At 69.3% G+C, this 19,836-nt stretch carries 19 protein-coding genes, 2 tRNA genes and 1 riboswitch; of the genes, 6 read left to right on the forward strand and 15 right to left on the reverse strand.

From position 1 onward, the window contains the following. The 3 genes from cobM to cbiE are packed head-to-tail and all read right to left on the reverse strand — an operon-like array spanning window position 1 to window position 2,437. Entirely contained in the window at window positions 1–762 is a 762-nt protein-coding gene (gene cobM, locus V5F77_RS14420; protein ID WP_429006051.1) for a precorrin-4 C(11)-methyltransferase, read from the reverse strand. After that, the gene (locus V5F77_RS14425) at window positions 759–1,145 is read right to left on the reverse strand and encodes a cobalamin biosynthesis protein (RefSeq protein WP_429006052.1); all 387 of its coding nucleotides are present in this window, start codon (window positions 1,143–1,145) and stop codon (window positions 759–761) included. Before V5F77_RS14425 ends, cobM begins: the two co-directional genes overlap by 4 nt. Next, window positions 1,142–2,437, reverse strand: a complete 1,296-nt coding sequence (cbiE, locus tag V5F77_RS14430; RefSeq protein WP_429006053.1) for a precorrin-6y C5,15-methyltransferase (decarboxylating) subunit CbiE — start codon at window positions 2,435–2,437, stop codon at window positions 1,142–1,144. The genes V5F77_RS14425 and cbiE overlap by 4 nt, the downstream gene beginning before the upstream one ends. Here cbiE and V5F77_RS14435 point away from each other — a divergent pair. Further along, window positions 2,436–3,209 carry a cobalt-precorrin-6A reductase gene (locus V5F77_RS14435; protein ID WP_429006054.1) on the forward strand — a complete coding sequence of 258 codons (774 nt, stop codon included), beginning with the start codon at window positions 2,436–2,438 and terminating at the stop codon, window positions 3,207–3,209. The genes cbiE and V5F77_RS14435 overlap by 2 nt on opposite strands. Here V5F77_RS14435 and V5F77_RS14440 read toward each other — a convergent pair. The 9 genes from V5F77_RS14440 to aroA all read right to left on the reverse strand — a co-directional run bounded on the left by V5F77_RS14440 (window position 3,176) and on the right by aroA (window position 14,243). Further along, complete coding sequence (locus V5F77_RS14440; RefSeq protein WP_429006055.1) at window positions 3,176–3,937, reverse strand: precorrin-3B C(17)-methyltransferase; 762 nt, start codon at window positions 3,935–3,937, stop codon at window positions 3,176–3,178. The two genes, V5F77_RS14435 and V5F77_RS14440, sit on opposite strands and share 34 nt — an antisense overlap. Then, complete coding sequence (locus V5F77_RS14445) at window positions 3,934–4,659, reverse strand: precorrin-2 C(20)-methyltransferase (RefSeq protein WP_429006056.1); 726 nt, start codon at window positions 4,657–4,659, stop codon at window positions 3,934–3,936. The genes V5F77_RS14440 and V5F77_RS14445 overlap by 4 nt, the downstream gene beginning before the upstream one ends. Then, window positions 4,656–5,291, reverse strand: coding sequence for a precorrin-8X methylmutase (locus tag V5F77_RS14450; RefSeq protein ID WP_429006057.1), 636 nt, complete (start codon window positions 5,289–5,291; stop codon window positions 4,656–4,658). The genes V5F77_RS14445 and V5F77_RS14450 overlap by 4 nt, the downstream gene beginning before the upstream one ends. Next, a complete protein-coding gene (gene cobG / locus V5F77_RS14455) occupies window positions 5,291–6,838 on the reverse strand; it encodes a precorrin-3B synthase (RefSeq protein ID WP_429006058.1) in 1,548 nt (515 codons plus the stop codon). The genes V5F77_RS14450 and cobG overlap by 1 nt, the downstream gene beginning before the upstream one ends. Beyond that, window positions 6,835–10,281: a cobaltochelatase subunit CobN gene (gene cobN, locus V5F77_RS14460; protein ID WP_429006059.1), complete on the reverse strand. Its 3,447-nt coding sequence runs from the start codon at window positions 10,279–10,281 to the stop codon at window positions 6,835–6,837. Before cobN ends, cobG begins: the two co-directional genes overlap by 4 nt. 19 nt (window positions 10,282–10,300) lie before the next feature. Next, complete coding sequence (cobW, locus tag V5F77_RS14465; RefSeq protein ID WP_429006060.1) at window positions 10,301–11,359, reverse strand: cobalamin biosynthesis protein CobW; 1,059 nt, start codon at window positions 11,357–11,359, stop codon at window positions 10,301–10,303. Continuing rightward, complete coding sequence (locus tag V5F77_RS14470) at window positions 11,356–11,844, reverse strand: DUF1636 family protein (RefSeq protein ID WP_429006061.1); 489 nt, start codon at window positions 11,842–11,844, stop codon at window positions 11,356–11,358. Before V5F77_RS14470 ends, cobW begins: the two co-directional genes overlap by 4 nt. Window positions 11,845–11,922: 78 nt before the next feature. Next, a riboswitch (cobalamin riboswitch) is annotated at window positions 11,923–12,155 on the reverse strand. 52 nt (window positions 12,156–12,207) lie between these two features. After that, window positions 12,208–12,861 carry a (d)CMP kinase gene (gene cmk / locus V5F77_RS14475; protein ID WP_429006062.1) on the reverse strand — a complete coding sequence of 218 codons (654 nt, stop codon included), beginning with the start codon at window positions 12,859–12,861 and terminating at the stop codon, window positions 12,208–12,210. Window positions 12,862–12,869: 8 nt separating this feature from the next. Further along, window positions 12,870–14,243, reverse strand: a complete 1,374-nt coding sequence (gene aroA, locus V5F77_RS14480) for a 3-phosphoshikimate 1-carboxyvinyltransferase (RefSeq protein WP_429006063.1) — start codon at window positions 14,241–14,243, stop codon at window positions 12,870–12,872. Between the two features lie 192 nt (window positions 14,244–14,435). Between aroA and V5F77_RS14485 the strand changes: the two genes are divergently transcribed. The 3 genes from V5F77_RS14485 (at window position 14,436) to V5F77_RS14495 (ending at window position 15,326) form a co-directional block, all read left to right on the forward strand. Then, on the forward strand, window positions 14,436–14,843 hold the full coding sequence (locus tag V5F77_RS14485; RefSeq protein ID WP_429006064.1) for a TIGR02300 family protein: 408 nt from the start codon (window positions 14,436–14,438) through the stop codon (window positions 14,841–14,843). 150 nt (window positions 14,844–14,993) lie between these two features. Next, a tRNA-Ala gene (locus V5F77_RS14490) sits at window positions 14,994–15,069 on the forward strand. 181 nt (window positions 15,070–15,250) lie between these two features. Then, window positions 15,251–15,326 (forward strand) — tRNA-Ala (locus tag V5F77_RS14495). 74 nt (window positions 15,327–15,400) lie between these two features. Here V5F77_RS14495 and V5F77_RS14500 read toward each other — a convergent pair. Next, window positions 15,401–16,027 carry a flavin reductase family protein gene (locus V5F77_RS14500; RefSeq protein WP_429006065.1) on the reverse strand — a complete coding sequence of 209 codons (627 nt, stop codon included), beginning with the start codon at window positions 16,025–16,027 and terminating at the stop codon, window positions 15,401–15,403. A gap of 221 nt (window positions 16,028–16,248) precedes the next feature. Between V5F77_RS14500 and V5F77_RS14505 the strand changes: the two genes are divergently transcribed. Together V5F77_RS14505 and V5F77_RS14510 are read left to right on the forward strand one after the other, a co-directional pair. After that, window positions 16,249–17,850, forward strand: coding sequence for a cache domain-containing protein (locus V5F77_RS14505; protein ID WP_429006066.1), 1,602 nt, complete (start codon window positions 16,249–16,251; stop codon window positions 17,848–17,850). 269 nt (window positions 17,851–18,119) lie between these two features. Beyond that, window positions 18,120–18,677 carry a hypothetical protein gene (locus V5F77_RS14510; RefSeq protein ID WP_429006067.1) on the forward strand — a complete coding sequence of 186 codons (558 nt, stop codon included), beginning with the start codon at window positions 18,120–18,122 and terminating at the stop codon, window positions 18,675–18,677. A gap of 11 nt (window positions 18,678–18,688) precedes the next feature. On the opposite strand, the gene V5F77_RS14515 is transcribed toward V5F77_RS14510, so the two are convergent. Then, entirely contained in the window at window positions 18,689–19,354 is a 666-nt protein-coding gene (locus V5F77_RS14515) for a hypothetical protein (RefSeq protein WP_429006068.1), read from the reverse strand. An 81-nt stretch (window positions 19,355–19,435) separates the two neighbouring features. Then, window positions 19,436–19,723, reverse strand: a complete 288-nt coding sequence (locus V5F77_RS14520; RefSeq protein WP_429006069.1) for a hypothetical protein — start codon at window positions 19,721–19,723, stop codon at window positions 19,436–19,438. Between the last annotated feature and the right edge of the window lie 113 nt (window positions 19,724–19,836).

Raw genomic sequence — 19,836 nt, forward strand, 5'->3', positions numbered from 1 at the left:
CTAGGTAGCCATGCCCCGGAAGCGGCGCACATAATCCACGTCATAGAGCGCGCTCTCGCGGAAATCGCGCGCGCCGAGCGCCGGCCCCACCAGGATCAGCGCCATGCGTTCGATGGGATCGGCGGCGATCTTTGCGGCGATGTCGCCGAGCGTGCCGCGCACCAGCTTTTCGTCCGGCCAGCTCGCCTTGGCCACCACCGCCACCGGGCAATCGGCGCCGTAGAAGGGGATGAGGTCCGCGGCCACCCGCTCCAGGGCGTGAATGGCGAGATGGATCGCCAGTGTGGCGCCGGTGGCGGCGAAGGCGGCCAGGGTCTCGCCCGGCGGCATGGCCGAGGCGCGGCCGGAAATGCGGGTGATGACCAAGCTCTGCGCCACCTCAGGCACGGTCAGCTCGCGCCCGAGCGCGGCGGCGGCGGCGGCAAACGCCGGCACGCCGGGCGTGAGCGTATAGGCAATGCCGTGGCGCTCCAGCCGGCGGATCTGCTCGGCCACCGCGCTATAGACCGAGAGATCGCCCGAATGCAGCCGCGCCACGTCCTGCCCCGCCTCATGGGCGCGCACATATTCCTGCTCGATTCGGTCGAGATCGAGCGGGGCGGTGTCGATCAGCCGCGCGCCGGGCGTGCAATAGGCGAGCAATTCCGGCGCGACGATGGAGCCGGCATAGAGGCACACCGGGCAGCGGGCCAGCAGATCGCGCCCGCGCACCGTGATGAGGTCCGCCGCGCCGGGACCTGCGCCGATGAAATGTACAGTCACGAATCCTCTCCGCTGCGCGCGAGGGCGCAGGTGACCGGCCCCAGCGCAAGGCGCGGCCCGAGAAGCTGCGCGCCGAGCCCCGCCGCCGCCAGCGCGGCGGTCTCCGCTGCCGAGGGCACGCGCAGCAGGGCGACCACGCGCTCGGAATGGGTCTGCACCCGCTCCGCCATCGCCTCCAACTGGCCCTGTGGCACCAAAACCAGCGGCAAGCCGAGTTCGGCGGCCGCCTGGGAGATGCCAACTTCCCCGCCCTTCACGGCCGGGGTTGCCACGGCGCCGAGGTCGCCGCGCTCCAGGTTCGCGCGGTCGAGGGCGCCATCGATGGTGGCGATCACCTCCTCCGCCGAGACGCCCCGGCGGCTGCCGATGCCGGCCACGATCATTCCGCCTCACTCCCTGGCTTTTGCCAGCGCCATTGGGTGATGGGCATGGCGGGTCGCCATCCGGTCATGGTCTTGACCGGCACGGCACGGGATATCGCGATCCGCACCAGATCACCTCCCAGTCGCGCATGCAACGCGAGCAGCACCGCCTCGGTTTCCAGCGTCACCCCATTGGCGACCATCCGCCCGCCCGGCTTCAACGCCGCCTCGGCAGCCGCCACGACGCCCTCGTCGCTCACTCCGCCGCCAAGAAAAATGGCGTCCGGTGCGGGCAGGCCCGCCAGCGCCTGCGGCGCCTTGCCCTCGACGATGCGCAGATGGGGCACGCCGAACGCAATGGCATTGCGCCAGATGCGCGCGGCCCGTTCGGTGTGGGATTCCACCGCGATGGCCGAGAGCGATGGGTCCGCCAGCAGCCACTCGATGGCAATGGAGCCGGAGCCGCCGCCCACGTCCCACAGCAACTCGCCCTTGCGCGGGGCGAGTGCGGAGAGGGTCATGGCGCGGATCTCCCGCTTGGTGAGCTGCCCGTCATGCTCGAACAATTCATCATCCAGCCCGCCGGCGCGGGTGAGGACCGCGCCGCGCCCGTCAACCTCGATGGCGAGGACATTGAGCGGGTCGATGTCGGCGAGCGCAAAGTCGTGCGCCCGCGCGGTGCGGATGCGCTCGCGCGGCCCGCCCAGCGCTTCGAGCACCGTGATGCGCGAGGCGCCGAAGCCGAGCCCCGCCAGCAAGGCGGCGAGGGCGGCCGGGCCGTTCTCATCCGAGGTCAGGACGAGGATGCGGGTGCCGGGATGGAGGGCAGGGCGGATGCGGCCGATCTCGCGGCCGTGCAGGGAGATTTGGGCGACCTCGCTCAGCGCCCAGCCGAGCCGCGCGGCCGCAAGGCTGAAGGCGGAAGGGGCGGGGATGACATGCATTTCGCCGGCAGGAATCTGGCGCGCGAGCGTCGCGCCGACCCCGTGCAGGAACGGATCGCCCGAGGCGAGCACGCAGACGTTTCGCCCGCGGGCGGCAATCACGGCGGCGACGCCGTCGGCGAGGGGGCTGGGCCAAGGCACCGCCTCGCCGATGATCGCCTCTGCCGCCAGCACCAGATGCCGCGCGCCGCCGAACACGATCTCGGCCTGTTCGATGCGCGCCCGTGCCGCTGGCGAAAGGCCGGCGAGTCCATCCTCGCCGATGCCGACGATGGACAGCCAGGGGGCGGGTGCGGCAGTCTCCGGCCCCGTTCCTCCGGTGCCGATGGCTTCGCCCGATGCTCGATCCTGTTCCTGCGGTTCAGCCATGACGCGACCGATCCTCATTCTCGGCGGCACGCAAGACGCCCGGCAATTGGCGGCGCGACTCGCAGATCGCCCTGATCTTAGCGTGTTGCTGTCCCTTGCGGGACGCACCGAACATCCCGCGCCCCAGCCGGTGCCGGTGCGCAGCGGCGGATTCGGCGGCGCCGAGGGGCTGGCGGATTTCCTGCGCACCCACGGGACATGCGCGGTGATCGACGCCACCCATCCCTATGCCGCCAACATCTCGCGCAATGCGGCTTCGGCCTGCGCGGCGACCGGCGTGCCGCTGCTGGCCCTCGGCCGTCCGGCCTGGGAGGCGCAAGAGGGCGACCGCTGGCGCGAGGTGCCTGATGTGGCGGCGGCTGTGGATGCGCTCGGTGCCGCGCCCCGCCGGGTGTTCCTGGCCCTCGGCCGCAACGAGGTGCGCGCCTTCGAGGCGGCGCCCCAGCATGCCTATGTGGTGCGCAGCGTCGATTCCATCACGCCGCCGCTCGCGGTGCCGACGGCCGAATATATCCTCGCGCGCGGGCCCTTCACCGAGGCCGATGATCGGACCCTGCTCGCGGCGCGAAGCATCGATATTATCGTCGCCAAGAACAGCGGCGGCACCGCCACCTATGGCAAGATCGCCGCTGCCCGCGCCCTCGGCATCGAAGTGGTGATGCTGCGCCGCCCTCCGCTGCCGGACGTGGCGCGGGTGAGCGATGCCGATGCGGCGGTGGCGTGGCTGGACGCCCGCCTTCATCCCGCGGCCCGCGCGGAGCGGGGGGAATAGACCAGCGGGGACAATCCCGGCCGCTCGACGATCCGCGTCTCCTCGCTGCCGATGAGGACGCAGGTCGCCATGTCCGCCTGTTCGCCCTTCGCCTCGGCGAGGGTGGAGAGGACGATCCGCTCGTCCGGCCGTCCCGCCGCGCGGCCGAAGATCACCGGGACCGACGGGTCGAGCACGCCGCGCAGCAGCTCGAAGGCGCGATCGAGCTGCCAGGGCCGGGCGCGGCTGATGGGATTGTAGAGCGCGATCACGAACCCTGCCTGCGCCGCCGCCTTCAGGCGGGCCTCCACCAGCGGCCAGGGCTTGAGATTGTCGGATAGCGAGAGCGCGCAGAAATCGTGGCCCAGCGGTGCGCCGATGCGGGCGGCAACGGCCAGCATGGCGGTGATGCCGGGAACCATCTCCACCTCCACCGCGCGCCATGGCGGCGGGCCGTGCTCGATCGCCTCGCACACCGCCGCCGCCATGGCGAACACGCCGGGATCGCCGCCCGAGACCATCACCACCCGCGCCCCCGCCGCCGCCCGTTCCAGCGCCGCGCCGGCCCGGCTCAGCTCCTCGCGATTTTCGGTGCCGTGGCGCGTCTGGCCCGGCTTTTCGGGCACGCGGGCGAGATAGGGGCCATAGCCGAAGATCTCCTGCGCGGCATCGAGCGCGGCGCGGGCCTGGGGCGTCACCTGTTCCGGCGATCCGGGGCCGAGGCCGACGACGCTAAGATGCCCGCTCACGCCGCGCCCTCCCAGCCCGGCACCAGCACGATGGCGAAATAGGGCGCGCGGGCATCGTCGCGTCCGGCGAGCGGAACATGGGTGCAGCCCGCCATGGTGCCGCGCTCCACATAGATGGCGCGCTCCAGCCGGCCGGCGCGTTCCAAAGCGCGGCGGATCTTCGGCAGATTGCGGCCCACCTTCATGATGACGGCGGCATCGGCCTGGGCGAGGCGCAGCGTCAGCGCATCCTCGTCCAGCGTGCCGGGCAGCACCATCAGCACGTCCTCGCCCTGGGCGATGGGCGCGCCCACCGTGGACCAGCAGCCCGACATGCCGGTGACGCCGGCGATCACCTGCGTCGGAAAGCGCGGGGCGAGGCGCACATGCAGATGCATGTAGGAGCCATAGAACAGCGGGTCTCCCTCGCTCAGCACCGCCACCGTCTGCCCCGCCATCAGCCGTTCGGCGAGCGCGGCGGCGGAGGCGTCGTAGAAGGCGGCGATGGCGCTGCGATAGGCGTCGTCGCGATGAGGGATTTCCGTCGTCACGGGATAGAGCAGCGGCACTTCCTCGGCGCCCGGCGGGAAATGGGCACTGGCGATGGCGCGGGCGTGGCTGGAATTCCCGGCCTTGGCGAAATGCGCGATCACGTCCGCCGCGCCGAGCGCGCGCACCGCCTTCAGCGTGATGAGTTCGGGGTCTCCCGGCCCGACGCCGACACCGATCAAACGTCCCGTCACAGGCCGGCCCTCGCAAGCGAATTCAAGGCGGCGGCGGTGATGGCGCTGCCGCCGAGCCGTCCGCGCACGATGGCAAAGGGGATGCCGCGCGGGTTTTCCGCCAGCGCATCCTTGGATTCTGCCGCCCCCACAAAGCCCACCGGCATGCCGAGGATGGCGGCCGGGCGCGGCGCCCCGGCGTCCAGCATTTCCAGGAGGTGGAACAAAGCGGTCGGCGCATTGCCGATGGCCACCACCGCGCCCTCCAGATGGGGCCGCCACAATTCCAGCGCGGCGGCAGACCGGGTGGTGCCGAGCCGCTCCGCCAGTTCCGGCACCTGGGGTTCGCGCAAGGTGCACAGCACAGAATTTCGGGCCGGCAGGCGGGCGCGGGTGACGCCATGGGCGACCATCTGCGCATCGCACAGGATCGGCGCTCCGGCTTTCAGCGCCGCGCGGGCCGCCGCCACGAATCCGGGGCCGAACACGAAATCGCGCGCCGCCTCCACCAGCCCGCAGGCATGGATCATGCGCACCGCGAGGTCGGCCTCCTCCTCGGTGAAGCGCGAGAGGTCCGCCTCGGCGCGGATGATGGCGAAGGAGCGCTCGTAAATGGCGGTGCCATCGCGCACATAATCGAACCCGGCAGCCATCAGGCGGAACGCTCCAGAAAAGCCTGCGCGAGCAGGCGGGACAGGGCCTGCGCCCCGCTTTCACCGGGCTGTCTGCCCGGCGCGGCGAGGCGGGTGAGGGTGGGGATGAGGGCTGAAGGTGCAAGCGCGGTGAGCGCCGCGCCCTCCGCCGTGCCCTCTCGCACGAGGGCGATGGGAAAGTCCACAGCCGGCAAGTTTCCCACGGGCAAGTCATTCGGGCGCGCGCCGGTCGGTTCGCGCCCCACGAGCGTCACGGCGGCGGGCGCGGGATGGGCACAGCCCTTGGCGCAGCCGGAAACATGCACCTCGAAAGAGCCGTCGAGCAGCGGGGCGAGCGCGCGCGCCACCTGCGGGGCGAGCGCGCGGGCCGGCAGCAGGCCGGACGCGCAAGCCGGCGCGCCCGGACAGGCGGCCACGAAGCCGCGCGGGTCGGCGGGATCGGTAAGGAGGCCGAGGGTCGCGGCGGCCCGTTCCAGGCAGGCGGCGCCGTCCTGCGTCAGGCCAATTGCCAGCAGCGCGCGGCCGGAGGCGAGGCGGATCTCCCGGGCGCCGGCCTGTTCGGCGGCTTCGATGAGGGCGATGAAAGTCTCTGCCTCCAGCGCGCCGAACGGCAAGCCGATGCCGCGCGCGAAGCTGCCATCGGCGAGCGGGTGGAGGTGCAGTGGGCCGGGGCGGGTTTTGGGGGACCGGTGCGCGAGAGAGGGCCGGGGCGCGAGGTCGGCGCCCGGGTCCGCTTCAGAATTCGCCTGCGTGCGGGTCGGCTGCGGTGCGGCGTCGAGGCACTCTTCCCCCTCCCCACCCCTCCCCCGTACGCGGGAGAGGGGACTTTGCGGCCCTTGGGGGGCGCTTGAGGCGGAGAATGCGTCGTGCGCGGATGCCGCGCCTCGCGCGCGATCGTCCAATGCGGACCGGCGCAGCACATCTTCCATCCGGGCCGCACGCCCAAGCGCGGCGATGCGCGCCAAGAGGTCGACCACGGCCGCGATAGCCTCCCGCCGGCCTAGCTTGGCGAGGGGATGGGCGCGCGCCGCATCGCCGGCCAAGGCGATCCGCCACGCCACGCCACGGAGCGCGCGCACCGCTTGCAGCCGCACGTCGGCCTTGGAGGCATCGAGCGGGCAAGCGCCGCCGCCGTCGATCACAACCGAAACCTTCGGCCCAAGGCGGGGCAGAAGGCCGGCGGCGGCCACCGCCGCGCCGATCTCCCCGGCAAGCAGGCGGGCGTCCGCGATCTCGGCGGCGTCGATGCCGGCGAGCGGCGATGCATCGATGGCGAGGCCCTCGCGCGGCACCAGAGCGAGGGCGGCGACGGCATCATTGAGCGGGCCGACGCTCTCCTCCGCCAGGCCGCGAATCTGCAGGCTGCCGCGCGCGGTCACTTCCACTATGCCGTTGCCGAACGCTTGGGCCGCCCGCGCCAGCCCCACCAGGGCGCGCGGCGCGAAAATGCCGTCGGCGGGCACGAGGCGCACCAGAAGGCCGTCGCCGGTCGCCATGGGGGCGCTCAGCGCCGGGCAGGCGCCGCGCCGGCGGGACAGCGCGTTCATTCCGCCGCCTCCGTGCCAAGGGTCGCTTGATTTCGCGCCTCGGTGCGCGCCTTCGCGATGTCACGTGCTTCCGCGCGCAGGGCGGCCAGATCCGCGTCGAGATCGTTGCGCCGCGCGTGCCACAGGCCGCGCCGGCGGGCATCCTCGAAGCGGCGCGCCATCGCCTCTGCCGCCTGCGGGTTTTCGCGCAGCAGAAAGGCGCGCACGGCCTCGTCGAGAAGATAGGCCGCGTGCAATTGGTCGAGCAGGTGGGGGGGCACCTGATGGGTGGTCTCGGCGAAGGCCATCAGCCGGTCCACGGTTTCGGTCAGCTCGGCGGCGCCGCGCGGGCCGTGGCGCATCTGGCCGGCGATGAAGGTGGCGGACACGCGTCCATGGACGATGCGGGCCAGCGCATCCTTCAGGGCGCGGGCCTTCGGCTTTTCGGGATCGCTGGTGTCGAGCACCACCAGATCCACCGCTTTCCCGAGCAGCGCGGCGGCGGCGGCGAACCCGCCCATGAAGGCGCCATCCTCGGTGCCGTCCAGGAGGTCGCGCGCGGGATCGTCGGCCGTATGCAACAGCGCGTCGGCGCGCGCCACCTGGGCGGCGAAGGCGCCGACGGCCGGGCGGGCCGCGCCCTCCGGCCCGTCATAGACATGGGAGGCGGCGGCAAGATAGGCGGCGCCGAGTTCGCTCCGGTCGGCGAAAGCCCCGCGTGCCAGCGCGTCCTCGATGCCAGCGCCATAGGCGCCCGGCGCCGAGCCGAAGATGCGGGCGACATCCGCGCCGGCGCGCGCCAAAGCGGCGAGCGGATTTTCATCCGCTTCCTCCGCGCGGGCTGCGACCGCGCGGGCTGCTGCGTCCAACAGGGCGAGCTGGGCTGGAAAAATATCGCGGAACAGGCCGGAGACGCGCCAGCTTACATCCACGCGCGGCCGGCCGAGGCTCGCGGGCGGCAGCACTTCGATGCCGGTAACGCGCGCGCTGCCATGATCCCAGATCGGCCGGCAGCCCATCAGATGCAGCCCCTGGGCGATCTCCTCGCCGCCCGTGCGCAAGGTGGCGCTGCCCCACAGGTCGATCACCACGCTGCGGGGGTAATCGCCATGCTCCTGGAGATAGGTCCGCACCACCTCGTCGGCGGCGAGGCGGCCGAGGTCCATGGCGGTGGCAGTGGGCAGATGGCGCGGATCGGCGGTGAAGAGATTGCGCCCCGTGGGCAGCACATCGCGCCGCCCACGCGCCGGGGCGCCCGCTGGGCCGGGGCTGACATGGCGACCGTCGAGGGCGGTGAGCAGGGCCGCGCGCTCGGCGTGGGCGCTCTGGGTGCGGTCGGCATCATCGTCTTCCGCGCCATAGATATGCAGGCCGTCCTTCACCTGCATGTCCTTCACATCGCACAACCAGGCATCGATCCGGCGCAGCGCCTCGTTCGGATCGGTCCCGGCATCGATGCCGGCACGCACGGAAAGGCCGGTTTCGGCGGCGCTCTCGACAATCAGCCGGGCAAGCCGGTCGCGGCGGCGGGTATCGAGCCCGTCCGCCTCGGCATATTCGTCCACCAGCCGTTCGAGGGTCTGTTCCGCTTCGGTAAGTCCGGCGCCGGTGAGCGGCGGCGGCAGGTGGCCGAGCGTGACGGCGGCGATCCGCCGCTTCGCCTGCGCCGCCTCGCCCGGATTGGAGACGATGAAGGGATAGATGACCGGAAGGGCGCCCAGAACGGCTTGCGGAAAGCAGTCTTGCGTGAGCGCAACCGCCTTGCCAGGCAGCCATTCCAGCGTGCCATGGGCGCCCATGTGAACAAGGGCATGGGCATCGAGCCCGTGCCGCAACCACAGGCCGAAAGCGAGGAGGGCATGGCGCGGCGGCAAGGCCGGGTCGTGATAGTCCGCGCGGCGGTCGAGCGAGGCGCCGCGATCCGGCGCCAGCGCCACGGTCACGTGCCCGAAGCGGGCGAAGCGGAAATGGAAGACGCCCGCCCGTAGGTCGCGATCCTGCTCCGGCGTGCCCCAGGCGGCGGTGATCGCGGCGCGCACGGGGTCTGGGAGGCCGGCGAACAGGAGCTGATAATCGGCGAGCGGCAGCGCCGCGGTGCCCACGATGCAATCCAGCAGGGCTTTCGAATCCACCGGCGCCGCACCGACGTCATAGCCTTCCCGCTCCAGTGTCTCCAGCAATTGGCGCACGCTTTCCGGCACGTCGAGGCCCACCGCATAGCCGGTGCGGCCGGGGGCACCGGGATAATCGGGCATCAGGATCGCAATGCGGCGTTCTGCGCGGTGTGTGTGGGCAAGCCGGATCAAGGCGGCGGCCCGCGCCGCCACATGGGCGATGGCCTGCGGCTCCGCGCGATTGAGCGCGGCGGTGAAGGCGAGGTCCGCGTCCGGGGCGGCCATGTCCTTGAAGGAGATGGCGCCGGCCAGCACCCGCCCGTCCAGCTCCGGCAGCACGACGTGCATGGCAAGATCGGCGGCGGCGAGGCCGCGCGGGCTGTTCGCCCAGGCGTCCCGCGCCGTGGTGGCGGGAATGATCTGGAGCACCGGCGGCCCGCCGGCGGGGAAAATATCCTCCGCATCGCCTGCCGCAAACGCGGTGGCGGTGAGGATCAGGTCCGGGGCGGTGGCGGCGATGGCGTCGCGCACGAAGGCGCGGGATCTGGGATCCTTCAGGCTGGCGAGAAACAGCGGAACCGGCGCGATGCCGTGCGCCGCCAGTGCCGCGCAGAGGGCATCGATGGGCGCAAGATCCCCGGCCAGCCACATGGAGCGGTAGAACAGAAGCAGGGCGCGCGGCAGGGGAGCAGAGGGATCTGAGGGGGGAAGGGCAGGGAGGTCGCGAGGAAGCGGAGGGAGAGCGCTTGCGGCGCGCGGTGCGTTCCGTATCACGTCCGCCAGATCCACTGCCCCAAGGCCCGGCAGATAGAAGCTCGCGGGCGGCACGCTTTTCGGCGCGACGATTGATGCGCCGGCTTCCCCCCGCACCACGCGCGCCACCCGCTCCAGCAGCGCGGCCATGTTGTCCGGCCCGCCCTGGCGGAAATATCCCAGCCAGTCGGTGAGTTGGTCCGCCGGCACCGTGGAGAGGGCGGCGAGGCGGGGGTCGTCCTGGTCCTCGCCGGGCAGCAGAGCGAGCGCGATGCCGTGCGAGCGGGCGAGATCCGCCAGCCGCTCGGCGCCATAGCGCCACCAGTCGAGCCCGCCCAATTGGCGCACCAAGATCACCTTGGCGTGCCGCGCCGCCTTGTCGATCCACAGATCCACCGACATGGGATGGCGCAGATCCTTCAGCCGCGCGAGCCGCAGGCTCGGCAGGCGGTCGCGGCCCCGCCGCCACGCGGCGGCGAGCGCCAGGAGGTCGCTGTCGGTGAAGGAGAGGGCAAGCACGTCACCGGGCGGCTGGCGCAAGTCGATGGGCTCGGCCAGATCCTCGATGGTTGCGGACGTGCTCGCGAGCAGGTGCATGGGAAAGCTTACCCCAGGCTCAAACGGAAAGCGCCAGCGGTTCCTCGCTCAGCAGGGCACGCTCCACGGCGGAGCGGTCGAAGCCCTGCAGGCCGATCACCACCAGCGCACCGGTGCGCGGCTCGCCCTCGCGCCAGGGCCGGTCGAATTGGTGCGAGATGCGCGTGCCCACCCCCTGCACCAGCAACCGCAGCGGCTTGCCCGCCACATGGGCGAAGCCTTTCACACGCAAGACGTCCGGCGTTTCCGCCGCGCGGGCGACCCGGGCGGCGAGCGCTGCAGGGTCGGTGATATCGGGCAGGCGCACGATGAAACTGTCGAAATCGTCGTGGTCGTGATCCAGCTCGTCGTCATGATGGGTCCGGCGGGCGTCGATCTCGTCCTCTGTGCCGACGCCAAGGCCAAGCAGGATCGCAGCATCCACCTTGCCGCCGGCCGCGCGCACCACCTTGACGGCGCGCGGCAGGGCTTTGGCGATGCGGGCATCGGCGATTTCAGCGCCGGTCGCATCCAGCAGGTCCGACTTGGAGAGGATGATGAGATCGGCGCAGGCAATCTGGTCCTCGAATACCTCTTCCACCGGATCGTCGTGGTCGAGCGTGTCATCGGCCGCGCGCTGGGCGGCGAGGGCTTCCAGATCGTCCGCGACGCGGCCTTGCGCCAGCGCCGGCCCATCCACCACCGCCACCACGCCGTCCACCGTGACGCGGCTCTTGATGGCGGGCCATTGGAACGCCTGCACCAGGGGCTTTGGCAAGGCGAGGCCGGAGGTCTCGATCAGGATGTGGTCCACGCGCGGCGTGCGGGACAAGATGAGGTCCAGCGCCGGCACGAAATCGTCGGCCACCGTGCAGCACAGGCAGCCATTGGCCAGCTCGACGATATTGTCCTCCGGGCAGCTCTCGATGCCGCAGCCCTTCAAAATCTCGCCGTCGATGCCCACGTCGCCGAATTCGTTGACGATCACCGCGAGGCGCTTGCCCCCGGCATTTTCCAGGATGTGGCGGATCAGGGTCGTCTTCCCCGCGCCGAGGAAGCCGGTAACGATGGTGCAGGGAATGCGGGCGAGAGAGGTCATCGCTGGTCCTCGGAGAAGCTCATGGGAGGAATGCGGGCAATCATGCCGCGCTTGAGGCTGTCGGGGCGTCCGCGCCAGGGCAGGATGCCGTCGGTGGAGGTCGCGAAGAGGGTCGCGCCGGTGAGCAGGTCGGCGGCGCTGTCGGGGGTGAGATCGCCGAACACGTAGGACCAGCCGCCGGTGCGCACCAGCGCTGCGGAAAGCGCGCGCTTGCAGTTGGAAAGGCAGCGCACCTCTTTCACGGCGATGGCGGGGTCCCCGCCCGTTGCCACGGCGCGGATCGCGTCCCGTGCCAGGGCCGCGCCGGCCGGCTCGGTTTGCGGATCGGCGCCGGTAAGCTTGCAGGTGGTGCAGACGAACAGGGTCACGGCCGGAACGCAGGCGACGCGCAGGGAATCGCGGGTCGGCCCGTCGGCGGGCGTGCCGCTTCGCGCCGTCGTGTCGCCCGCCGCGAAAGGTGCATCGTCGTTGGAAGGTCGCTCCACGCCGCGTATCCATGGGTGCGAGCGGCCCGCTCGGCGCGTGCCTCAGAGAGAATCGCCATGCCAGGGCACCCCGCCCGGTACGCGCTCCTGTCGGTGGCAGGTCTCCTGGCTCGCGGATCGCCGTTCGCGGCCGCCTTCCCGGAAGGGGCGCTAGCGCCCTTCTCCAGTGGCTTTTCGGCCGGAACTCACCGCCTACAGTTGCGGGGGCAGCTGCGGCTATCGTCCGGAAAACCCGTGCGCGACCGCATTCCCTTTTCACCCGGCGGAAGCAGCAAGCCGCTCGAACCGGGACCATCGACGCCGACACTTAAGAACCGGTCAGGCCCGAAGTCAATGAACCGCATCGGACCCCTGTGCGCCGTCTCAGCTTTCGCCCTGCTGCGCCTCGGCGTGTTCCCCGGCCTTCTTTGCGGCGACGATTTCAAGTGCCGCCGCCAGCACGTCCTCGACGCCGAGGTGGGTGGTGTCCAGCAGGACGGCATCCGCGGCCATAACCAGCGGTGCGGTCGCGCGGTGCGAATCGCGTTCGTCGCGCTTGCGGATGTCCGCCAGAACGTCCTCGAAGGCGATGTCGCACTTCCGCTCCAGCAGTTCACGGTGGCGGCGGGTGGCGCGCACGTCGGGCGTGGCCGTGACGAACAGTTTCACCCGCGCATGCGGACAGATCACCGTGCCGATGTCGCGCCCGTCCAGCACCGCGCCGCCGGGCTGCTCGGCGAAGCGCCGCTGAAGCTCCAGCAGCGCGCTGCGCACCGCCGGCCGGGCCGCCACCACAGACGCCGCCTCGCCCAGTTCGCCGGTGCGAAGCTGTTCCGGGTCGAGGCTGCGCAGGTCGAGGGTGCGCGCGGCATCGGCGCTCGCCAATTCGTCGTCCAGCGTGCCATCGGAGAGGCAGCGGGCCGCCACCGCCCGATAGAGCAGGCCCGTATCGAGATGGGGCAGGCCAAGGGTGGCCGCGATGCGCCGGCCAAGGGTGCCCTTTCCGGATGCCGCCGGACCGTCGATGGCAATGATCATGGCGGCGCTCATTTCAGCACGGCGCCGAGGTCGCCCATCATGGGCACGAAGGTGGGGAAGGAGGTGGCGATGAAGCGCATGTCGTCCACCCTCACGCCGTCTCGCGCAGCAAAGCCCATGACGAGGAAGGCCATGGCAATGCGATGATCCATATGGGTGGCCACCGGCCCCCCGCCGACGACACCATCGGGGCCGAGGCCGGTTACCAGCAGATCGTCGCCAAGGATCTCATGGGGTACGCCGCAGGCGGCGAGGCCGTCGGCCACCGCGGCCAGTCGGTCGCTTTCCTTCACCCGCAATTCGTTGAGGCCGCGCATGCGCGTGGTGCCGTGCGCAAAGGACGCAGCCACGGCGAGCACGGGATATTCGTCGATCATGGAGGGTGCCCGCTCCGGCGGAACGTCCACGCCCTTCAGGTGGGAATGACGCACGCGCAGGTCGGCGACGGTCTCGCCGCCCTCGGTACGCTCGGCGAGGGTCTCGATGGAGGCGCCCATTTCCTTCAGCGTGGTGATGAGGCCGGTGCGCAGCGGGTTCATCATCACGTCTTTCAACACGATGTCGGAACCCGGCACGATCAGCGCCGCCACCAGCGGGAAGGCGGCGGAAGAGGGATCGGACGGTACGGCAACCGGTGCCGCCTTGAGGTTGGGCCGGCCCGCCAATGTGATTCGCCGACCGTGGGCGCCGAAAGGCTCCACGCGCACGTCGGCGCCGAAATGGGTGAGCATGCGCTCGGTATGGTCGCGGGTGGATTCGCGTTCGACCACCACCGTGTCGCCCGCTGCGGCGAGCCCCGCAAGGAGCACGGCGGACTTCACCTGCGCCGAGGGGACCGGGGTTTCATAGGTGAACGCCTTCAGCGCTGTGAGGCCCTTCAGGCGCAAAGGCAGGCGGCCGCCCGGGGCCTCCTCCTCGACCACCACACCCATGGCCAGCAGTGGATCCAGCACCCGCTTCATGGGCCGGCGGCGCAGGCTGGCGTCGCCGTCGAAGGTGGCGACGATGGGATTGCCGGCGACCACGCCCATCATCAGCCGCGCGCCGGTGCCGGAATTGCCGAAATCGAGCGGGGCGTCAGGGCTTTTCAAGTTTCCGGCGCCGAGGCCGACCACCCGCCATTCTCCCGCGCCGAGCCGCTCGACCTCGGCGCCCAACTGCGTGCAGGCTTTCGCGGTGTTGAGCACATCCTCGCCTTCCAGCAGGCCGGTGATCCGGGTTTCGCCCCGCGCCAGCGCGCCGAACATGAGCGCCCGGTGCGACACCGATTTGTCGCCCGGCACCCGTACCGTCCCGCGCAGAGCCGGGGAGGGTCGGCTTTCGCCGGGAACGGCATTTTGCCCATGGCCATGGGCAGATGACTGTGCGGCGGCGCTGGACATCGGATGCTCCCAATTTCGGCGTGCGATGCCTCGCAAAGCGCGGCCGGCCGCCGTTCCAGGATGGATTGCATGCCGTCTAACACAAGCTCGTGCACGCTGGCCACGCGGCTGATATGGATTCGGTGCTTGACAGGGGCATGGGCATTCGCCAATGGAGCACCCTCCTTTTGACAGCCCCCTAGGATCTTTGCCGTGGCGAAGCCAGAACTCGGCACCAAGCGCATCTGTCCTGTTACAGGGCGCAAGTTTTACGACCTCAACAAGGACCCGGTGGTGTCTCCCTTCACCGGCGAATCCTATCCGCGCTCCTATTTCGAGCCGGTCGTCCGCAGTCGTGGCGAAGCGGCGCGTGCCGCCGTCGTTCCGGTGGTCGCGGACGTGGATGAGGAAACCCCCGACGTCGAGGTGATCAGCCTTGAAGAGGCGGATGAGGAAACCGCAGGCGCCAAGGTGCCCGTGGACGATGTGGACGTCGATGTGGACGTGGACGACGACTTGGTCGCCGACGCCGACGACACTTTCCTCGAAGAGGATGAGGACGAAGGAGATGACGTCTCCGATTTGATCGGCGAGGGCCTCGAGGACGACGAAGAGACTTGATACGGTCTGCGGCCTGTGCTTAAAGGCCGCTCTCGCTGGGGGGCACGATTCCCCCTGGCATCCGTCGCGGGGTATCCCGACGCGCAATTGGTTCTTAATTGACATCACGTGTCACTTAAATGACCGCCTGCGCGCACCTCGCGATCCGGTGGGGCCATAGCTCAGTTGGGAGAGCGCTTCAATGGCATTGAAGAGGTCGTCGGTTCGATTCCGTCTGGCTCCACCATTTCGTTTCCGCCGGCTCTGAAAAGAGATAAGGCTTTAAAGATTGCGGATCGTCTCAAGGTCCGCGCGCGCTCGGGGGCGTTCTTTCCCCGGGAACCGTCGCGGGAGTTCCCGACGCGCCAGCGCTTCGAATTGGGCGGTTTGCCCGCGGCGAGGTGGCAGCGCGAAGCTCGCGACCCGGTGGGGTCATAGCTCAGTTGGGAGAGCGCTTGAATGGCATTCAAGAGGTCGGCGGTTCGATTCCGCCTGGCTCCACCACTTTCGTTTTCCTGACGTTCATTGGCCTTCGGGGCACGGCACGCTGCCGGTGCCGCCGGTTTCGGTGGCCTGGCTCAGACCTCCGGTCGCCACATGTGGAAGACCGCCTCGGGCGTCACCTCCACATAGCCGCTCGGTCCGCCGGCGCGCAGCACGGGATGAGCCTGCGCGGTCTGATAGATGCCGTCCTTCAGCAGGGCGCGGGCGATGTGCACGCCGACCACCTCGCCCAGCACCAGCCAAGTTTCGATCTTCCGACCTTCCGCCGTCTCAAGCTGGATCAATTGGGTCAGGCGGCATTCGAACGAGACCGGGCTCTGTGCCACGCGCGGCACGTCGATGTGCCGGCTTGGTGCCGGTGTCAGCCCGGCCAAGGTGAATTCGTCCACCTGCGGCGGCACGGCCGCGCTGGTGACGTTCATGGCCTCCGCGAGGGGGCGCGTCGCGAGGTTCCAGGCGAATTCGCCACGGGCCGCGATATTGGCGACGCTATCCTTCCAGCCCACGCTCGAGAAGCCGATGATCGGCGGGCGGTAATTGAAGGCGTTGAAGAAACTGTAAGGCGCAAGATTCAGCGTCCCGTCGGTCGCACGGGATGAAATCCAGCCTATTGGGCGCGGGCCCACGATGGCGTTCAGCGGATCATGGGGCAGCCCATGGCCCTCGGCGGGCGTGTAGAAATACCAAGTGTCGGCGCTCATGGCGGGTGTTTCCTGCGAGGCGAACACCATAGAGCACAACGTCGATTCTTCCCCAGGGCGCGATGCTGGGCATCCTGGCTTTTCCCATCGCATCGTGTGGTTTGAAAACCGCCGTCGCGCTGGACTATGGTCGAGCGGGGCGGAAGCAGGGGATGGATATGCAGATCGGCCTGCTGCGCTTTTGGCGCCTAACCAGGACGCAGGACAGGGGCCTTTTTCGCTTGGGGCGTCCCGTCGCCTTGGTTTGCATGCCGCTGCTCATCGTGGCGGCAGTCGCCTGGATCGACCGGGAGGCGGAACTTAGGAGCGCCCGCCAGAAGGTTGTCGCTACAACGCATGTGCTGTCCGAGCATGTCGGCGCGCTGTTCCTTTCCGTGGACTTGGCATTGGCCCAGGTGCGGGAAACGCTGGGCGACAGGGCACCAGCGGAGTTGCGCTCGGACGCGGACGTGCATCGCATTTTGATGGGGCTGGTCCGCCGCATGCCGCAGCTCGAACTGGTATTCGTGGCCGATGAGAACGGGGGTCTGGTGGCGACGAGCCGGACCTTCCCGGCTCCCGAGCGGGATTTGAGCCAGCGAGAATTCTACCTCGCCGGCAAGGCGGGCCAGCAGGCGCTGCTGTTCTCCGTGCCCTTCCGGGGCCAGACCAGTCGGTCGGTCTCGTTCGCGATCAGTCGCGCGCTCTGGCGCGACGGGGTGTTCCGAGGCGTGGTTGGCGCCATCGTTTTCCCGGAATATTTTCATGCCTCCTACCGGGCCCTGCTGGCGCAGTCGAGCAGCGCTGCCATGGCCTTGGTGCGCAAGGACGGGACCTTGCTGCTGCGCTCGCCGGACTTGCGGGACGCCCCGGAGACGCCGACCCTCGTTCCCGACGTGAGAGAAGAGCGCAGCCGGCACGAATCGGGTCTTTTGACCGCCAGTGCGGTGATCGACGGCGATCAGGCGATTGTCGCCTATCGCGCAGTACCGGGCACCGACCTCACGATGGTTTACGCCGTGAGCGAATTCGATATCCTTTCGGCTTGGTACAAGCGGGCGACCGGATATGCGGTGTTCGCTGTCGCGTCCGCTATCGGAGTGGGGGCGCTCCTGCGTCGACGCAGCGGGTGGGATTGGTTGGGGCCAGGGCCAAGGGGCCGGCGTGGTGCCGCGGGCACCGATGCGCAGCATACCCTCGATTTGGCGGCGGTTGGCGCCGTCGACCGGGTTCTGACACCGGTGCTTGCCGACCTGACTTTTGCCGGGGCCCACGCCCGTCTCGACGGGCAGGAGCAGGAAGGGGATGACGCATTGAGCGGCGCGGCGCATGGCGTGCGGCTCGCCCAACGTCTGCTCGGCGCCGGTCGTCGCAGTACACTGCCGCGGATTGTCAACGTTCCCAACGTTCTGAATGGCGTGCGCCGCCTGTTGATCGGCTCCATCTGGCCGCCGATCGAGATCGTCGCTGTGGACGACGTGCGGGGATTAGATGCCTTTGTAGATGCCGCCCGGTTCGAACTGGCGATCTTGGATCTCGTCATGGGTATGAAACGACAAGCGGACGCCGGGAGCCAGATCCACCTGTCCGCCCAGCGCGACGTTGTTCGCAGTAGCGAGCAGGAGGTCGAGCCGGGGGATTATGTGCTTGTCGCCGTACGTTCGATCCTCACCGCCGTGCCCGAGGAGAGCAGAAGCGCGGCGACGCGGATCGATGAGATAGCTGCCTTCGCCACGAGGGCAGGGGGTGGATTTCGCCTCGCCCGCACATCTGCTGGCCTTGAGGCGAAGCTGTGGATTCCGGCGGCCCTAAGCCGCCGCCAGGAGGCGCCCGGCGCGTCCTAACGATCAGCGCAGCCCAAAAAAGGACAGAACAGCGATGACCACAACCACCAGACCGACGATATAAATGATGTTGTTCATGAGGGAGGCTCCTGTTTGTGCGGATGCAGGGGCAACGTTCCTTACGGCATCGGGTTCCGTATGCTGAAGCCGCAGGTGACGCGCGCGCTCTTTGCAGGCCTTTTTTCGGCGTAAGCAGAGGCTCGACTTCCGTTGCGGATGTGTGGTTGAGAGGCGTCCTCGCAACGCCCGGGTATAGGATCGGAGCCCGTATGCACCGCCCGTTTGGAATCGGCCTGTTGATGCTGGCCGTCTCTCTTTTCGCCGTGCCTGCCGTCGCATCGGAGGCCAAGTGCAAGTTCGGCGGCGGCTTTCAGGTGATCTCCCGCGCACGCACCGACGCCGCCGGCGATGACATCATCGCGCGTGCGGTGCCAGCGAGCGCGGCGGGGCCATGCGTCTTCGCAAAAAGAAGCGGGGATATCGAGGTCAGCAGCTCCGACGCGGCGGACACCGTCATCGGGATTGGTGGCCCGATGCTTGTGTTGGATCGCGGCACCGGGCCCAGCCGGGAACTCGTGCTTTACGACCTCTCGACACGCAAGGCGGCGCTGGTTCTCGCTTATGATGACGAGGTGCCGGTGAAGGTCACGGCTGCCGGCGTGACCTTTTCCGCCGTCACCGGCCCGGCGAACGCGGGCAATTGCCCGAAGTTCAAGCAATATGCCGCCAACGGGCTCGAAGCTGCGTTGGCGGTGGAGACGCATATTGCCTTCCCCGGCTTGACCCGCACCGAGAGCGGCAAGCCCCGCTGCATCGCCCGCCAATAGGCGGGTGGGATTCAGCGCTCGGTGAAGAACGTCATGAGCACTTTGCCGTCATCGCCGGTGAGGCACAGGAAGCGGTGCACCTTGTCCGTCTTGTCGCGTTGGATATAGGCCTCGCCCATCAGCACGTGGCGGATCTTTTCGGTGCCCACGCTGGAGTCGGATTCGGCAATGGTGAGCCCATCCATGTCGACGAAAATATCTTCGATGGACGGGGAGTGCTGCTTCAGCACGGCGAGTGCGCGTGTCTTGCAGGCAATGACCAGCACGGTGCTAGGGGAGGGGGCCCCCGCTTTTTCCTTGGGTACGTCCGCCGCGGTTCCGGGCGGCGCGGGAACTGGCGCGGGCTGCGGCAAGGGTGCCGTGGCCGCGGGGGGCGCGGCCGGTGTCTGGGGCGATGGAGCCTGCGTCATCTGCACTGGACCCGTCCGCCGGGCCGCCGCCTGGGGCTCGGCTCCAACCGGGGCGGCATGCGCCGCCATCGCGCCAAGGCAGACCAGCGCGAAGGTGAGGCCCCGTGTCAGCGGCAGGGTAAAAGCGCCGGCGGAGAGAGATTTAGCCTCCGCCTCCGCGTTAAGCCTGCGAATTGGGCCTGAGGATCGATGATCAGCCCGGATGCCCCAGGGGTTGATAGACGAGCGGCACAGGTGACGCCAGATCAAGGCGGGCGGAGCTTGCATATCTTGTCCTTCGTGCGTGGTCGGTTACCAACGCCCGAAGCGGCATTTTGTGCCGTGTCTGTTGTTCCGCCCGAGCCTTTATCAGCGCTTTGGCTCGTCCTCGCCGTTTTCCTCTTCCCCGTCTTCCCCTTCGTCCTCGTCGTCCATGTCCTCGTCATCGGAGGGCGCGATCAAACGGTCCAGGCAGTCCATGAATTCATCGCCGATCTGTTCGACGGTCTCGCTGTCGAGGGCGGGATCGCACGGCAGGACAAAACGTTGCTCGCCCTCATCGGTGGTGAGATCAAGGATCAGCGCGCTGGGCATATCCTCGGGATGGAGGAAGCTGATCCGCAGGCCGGTGAGGATCAGGGCGGGGATATCGGCCATGGGGTGCTCCGGGACGGGTTCGATGTGCCTGACGCACTTTGGCTCTGGGCGCTGGGTGCGTGGTGCGGGTTGCTGGACCGAGGAGGTACCACGATTTGACGCCGCAGGCACCG

This window comes from Roseixanthobacter psychrophilus (assembly GCF_043195195.1).
GTDB lineage: Bacteria > Pseudomonadota > Alphaproteobacteria > Rhizobiales > Xanthobacteraceae > NCEH01.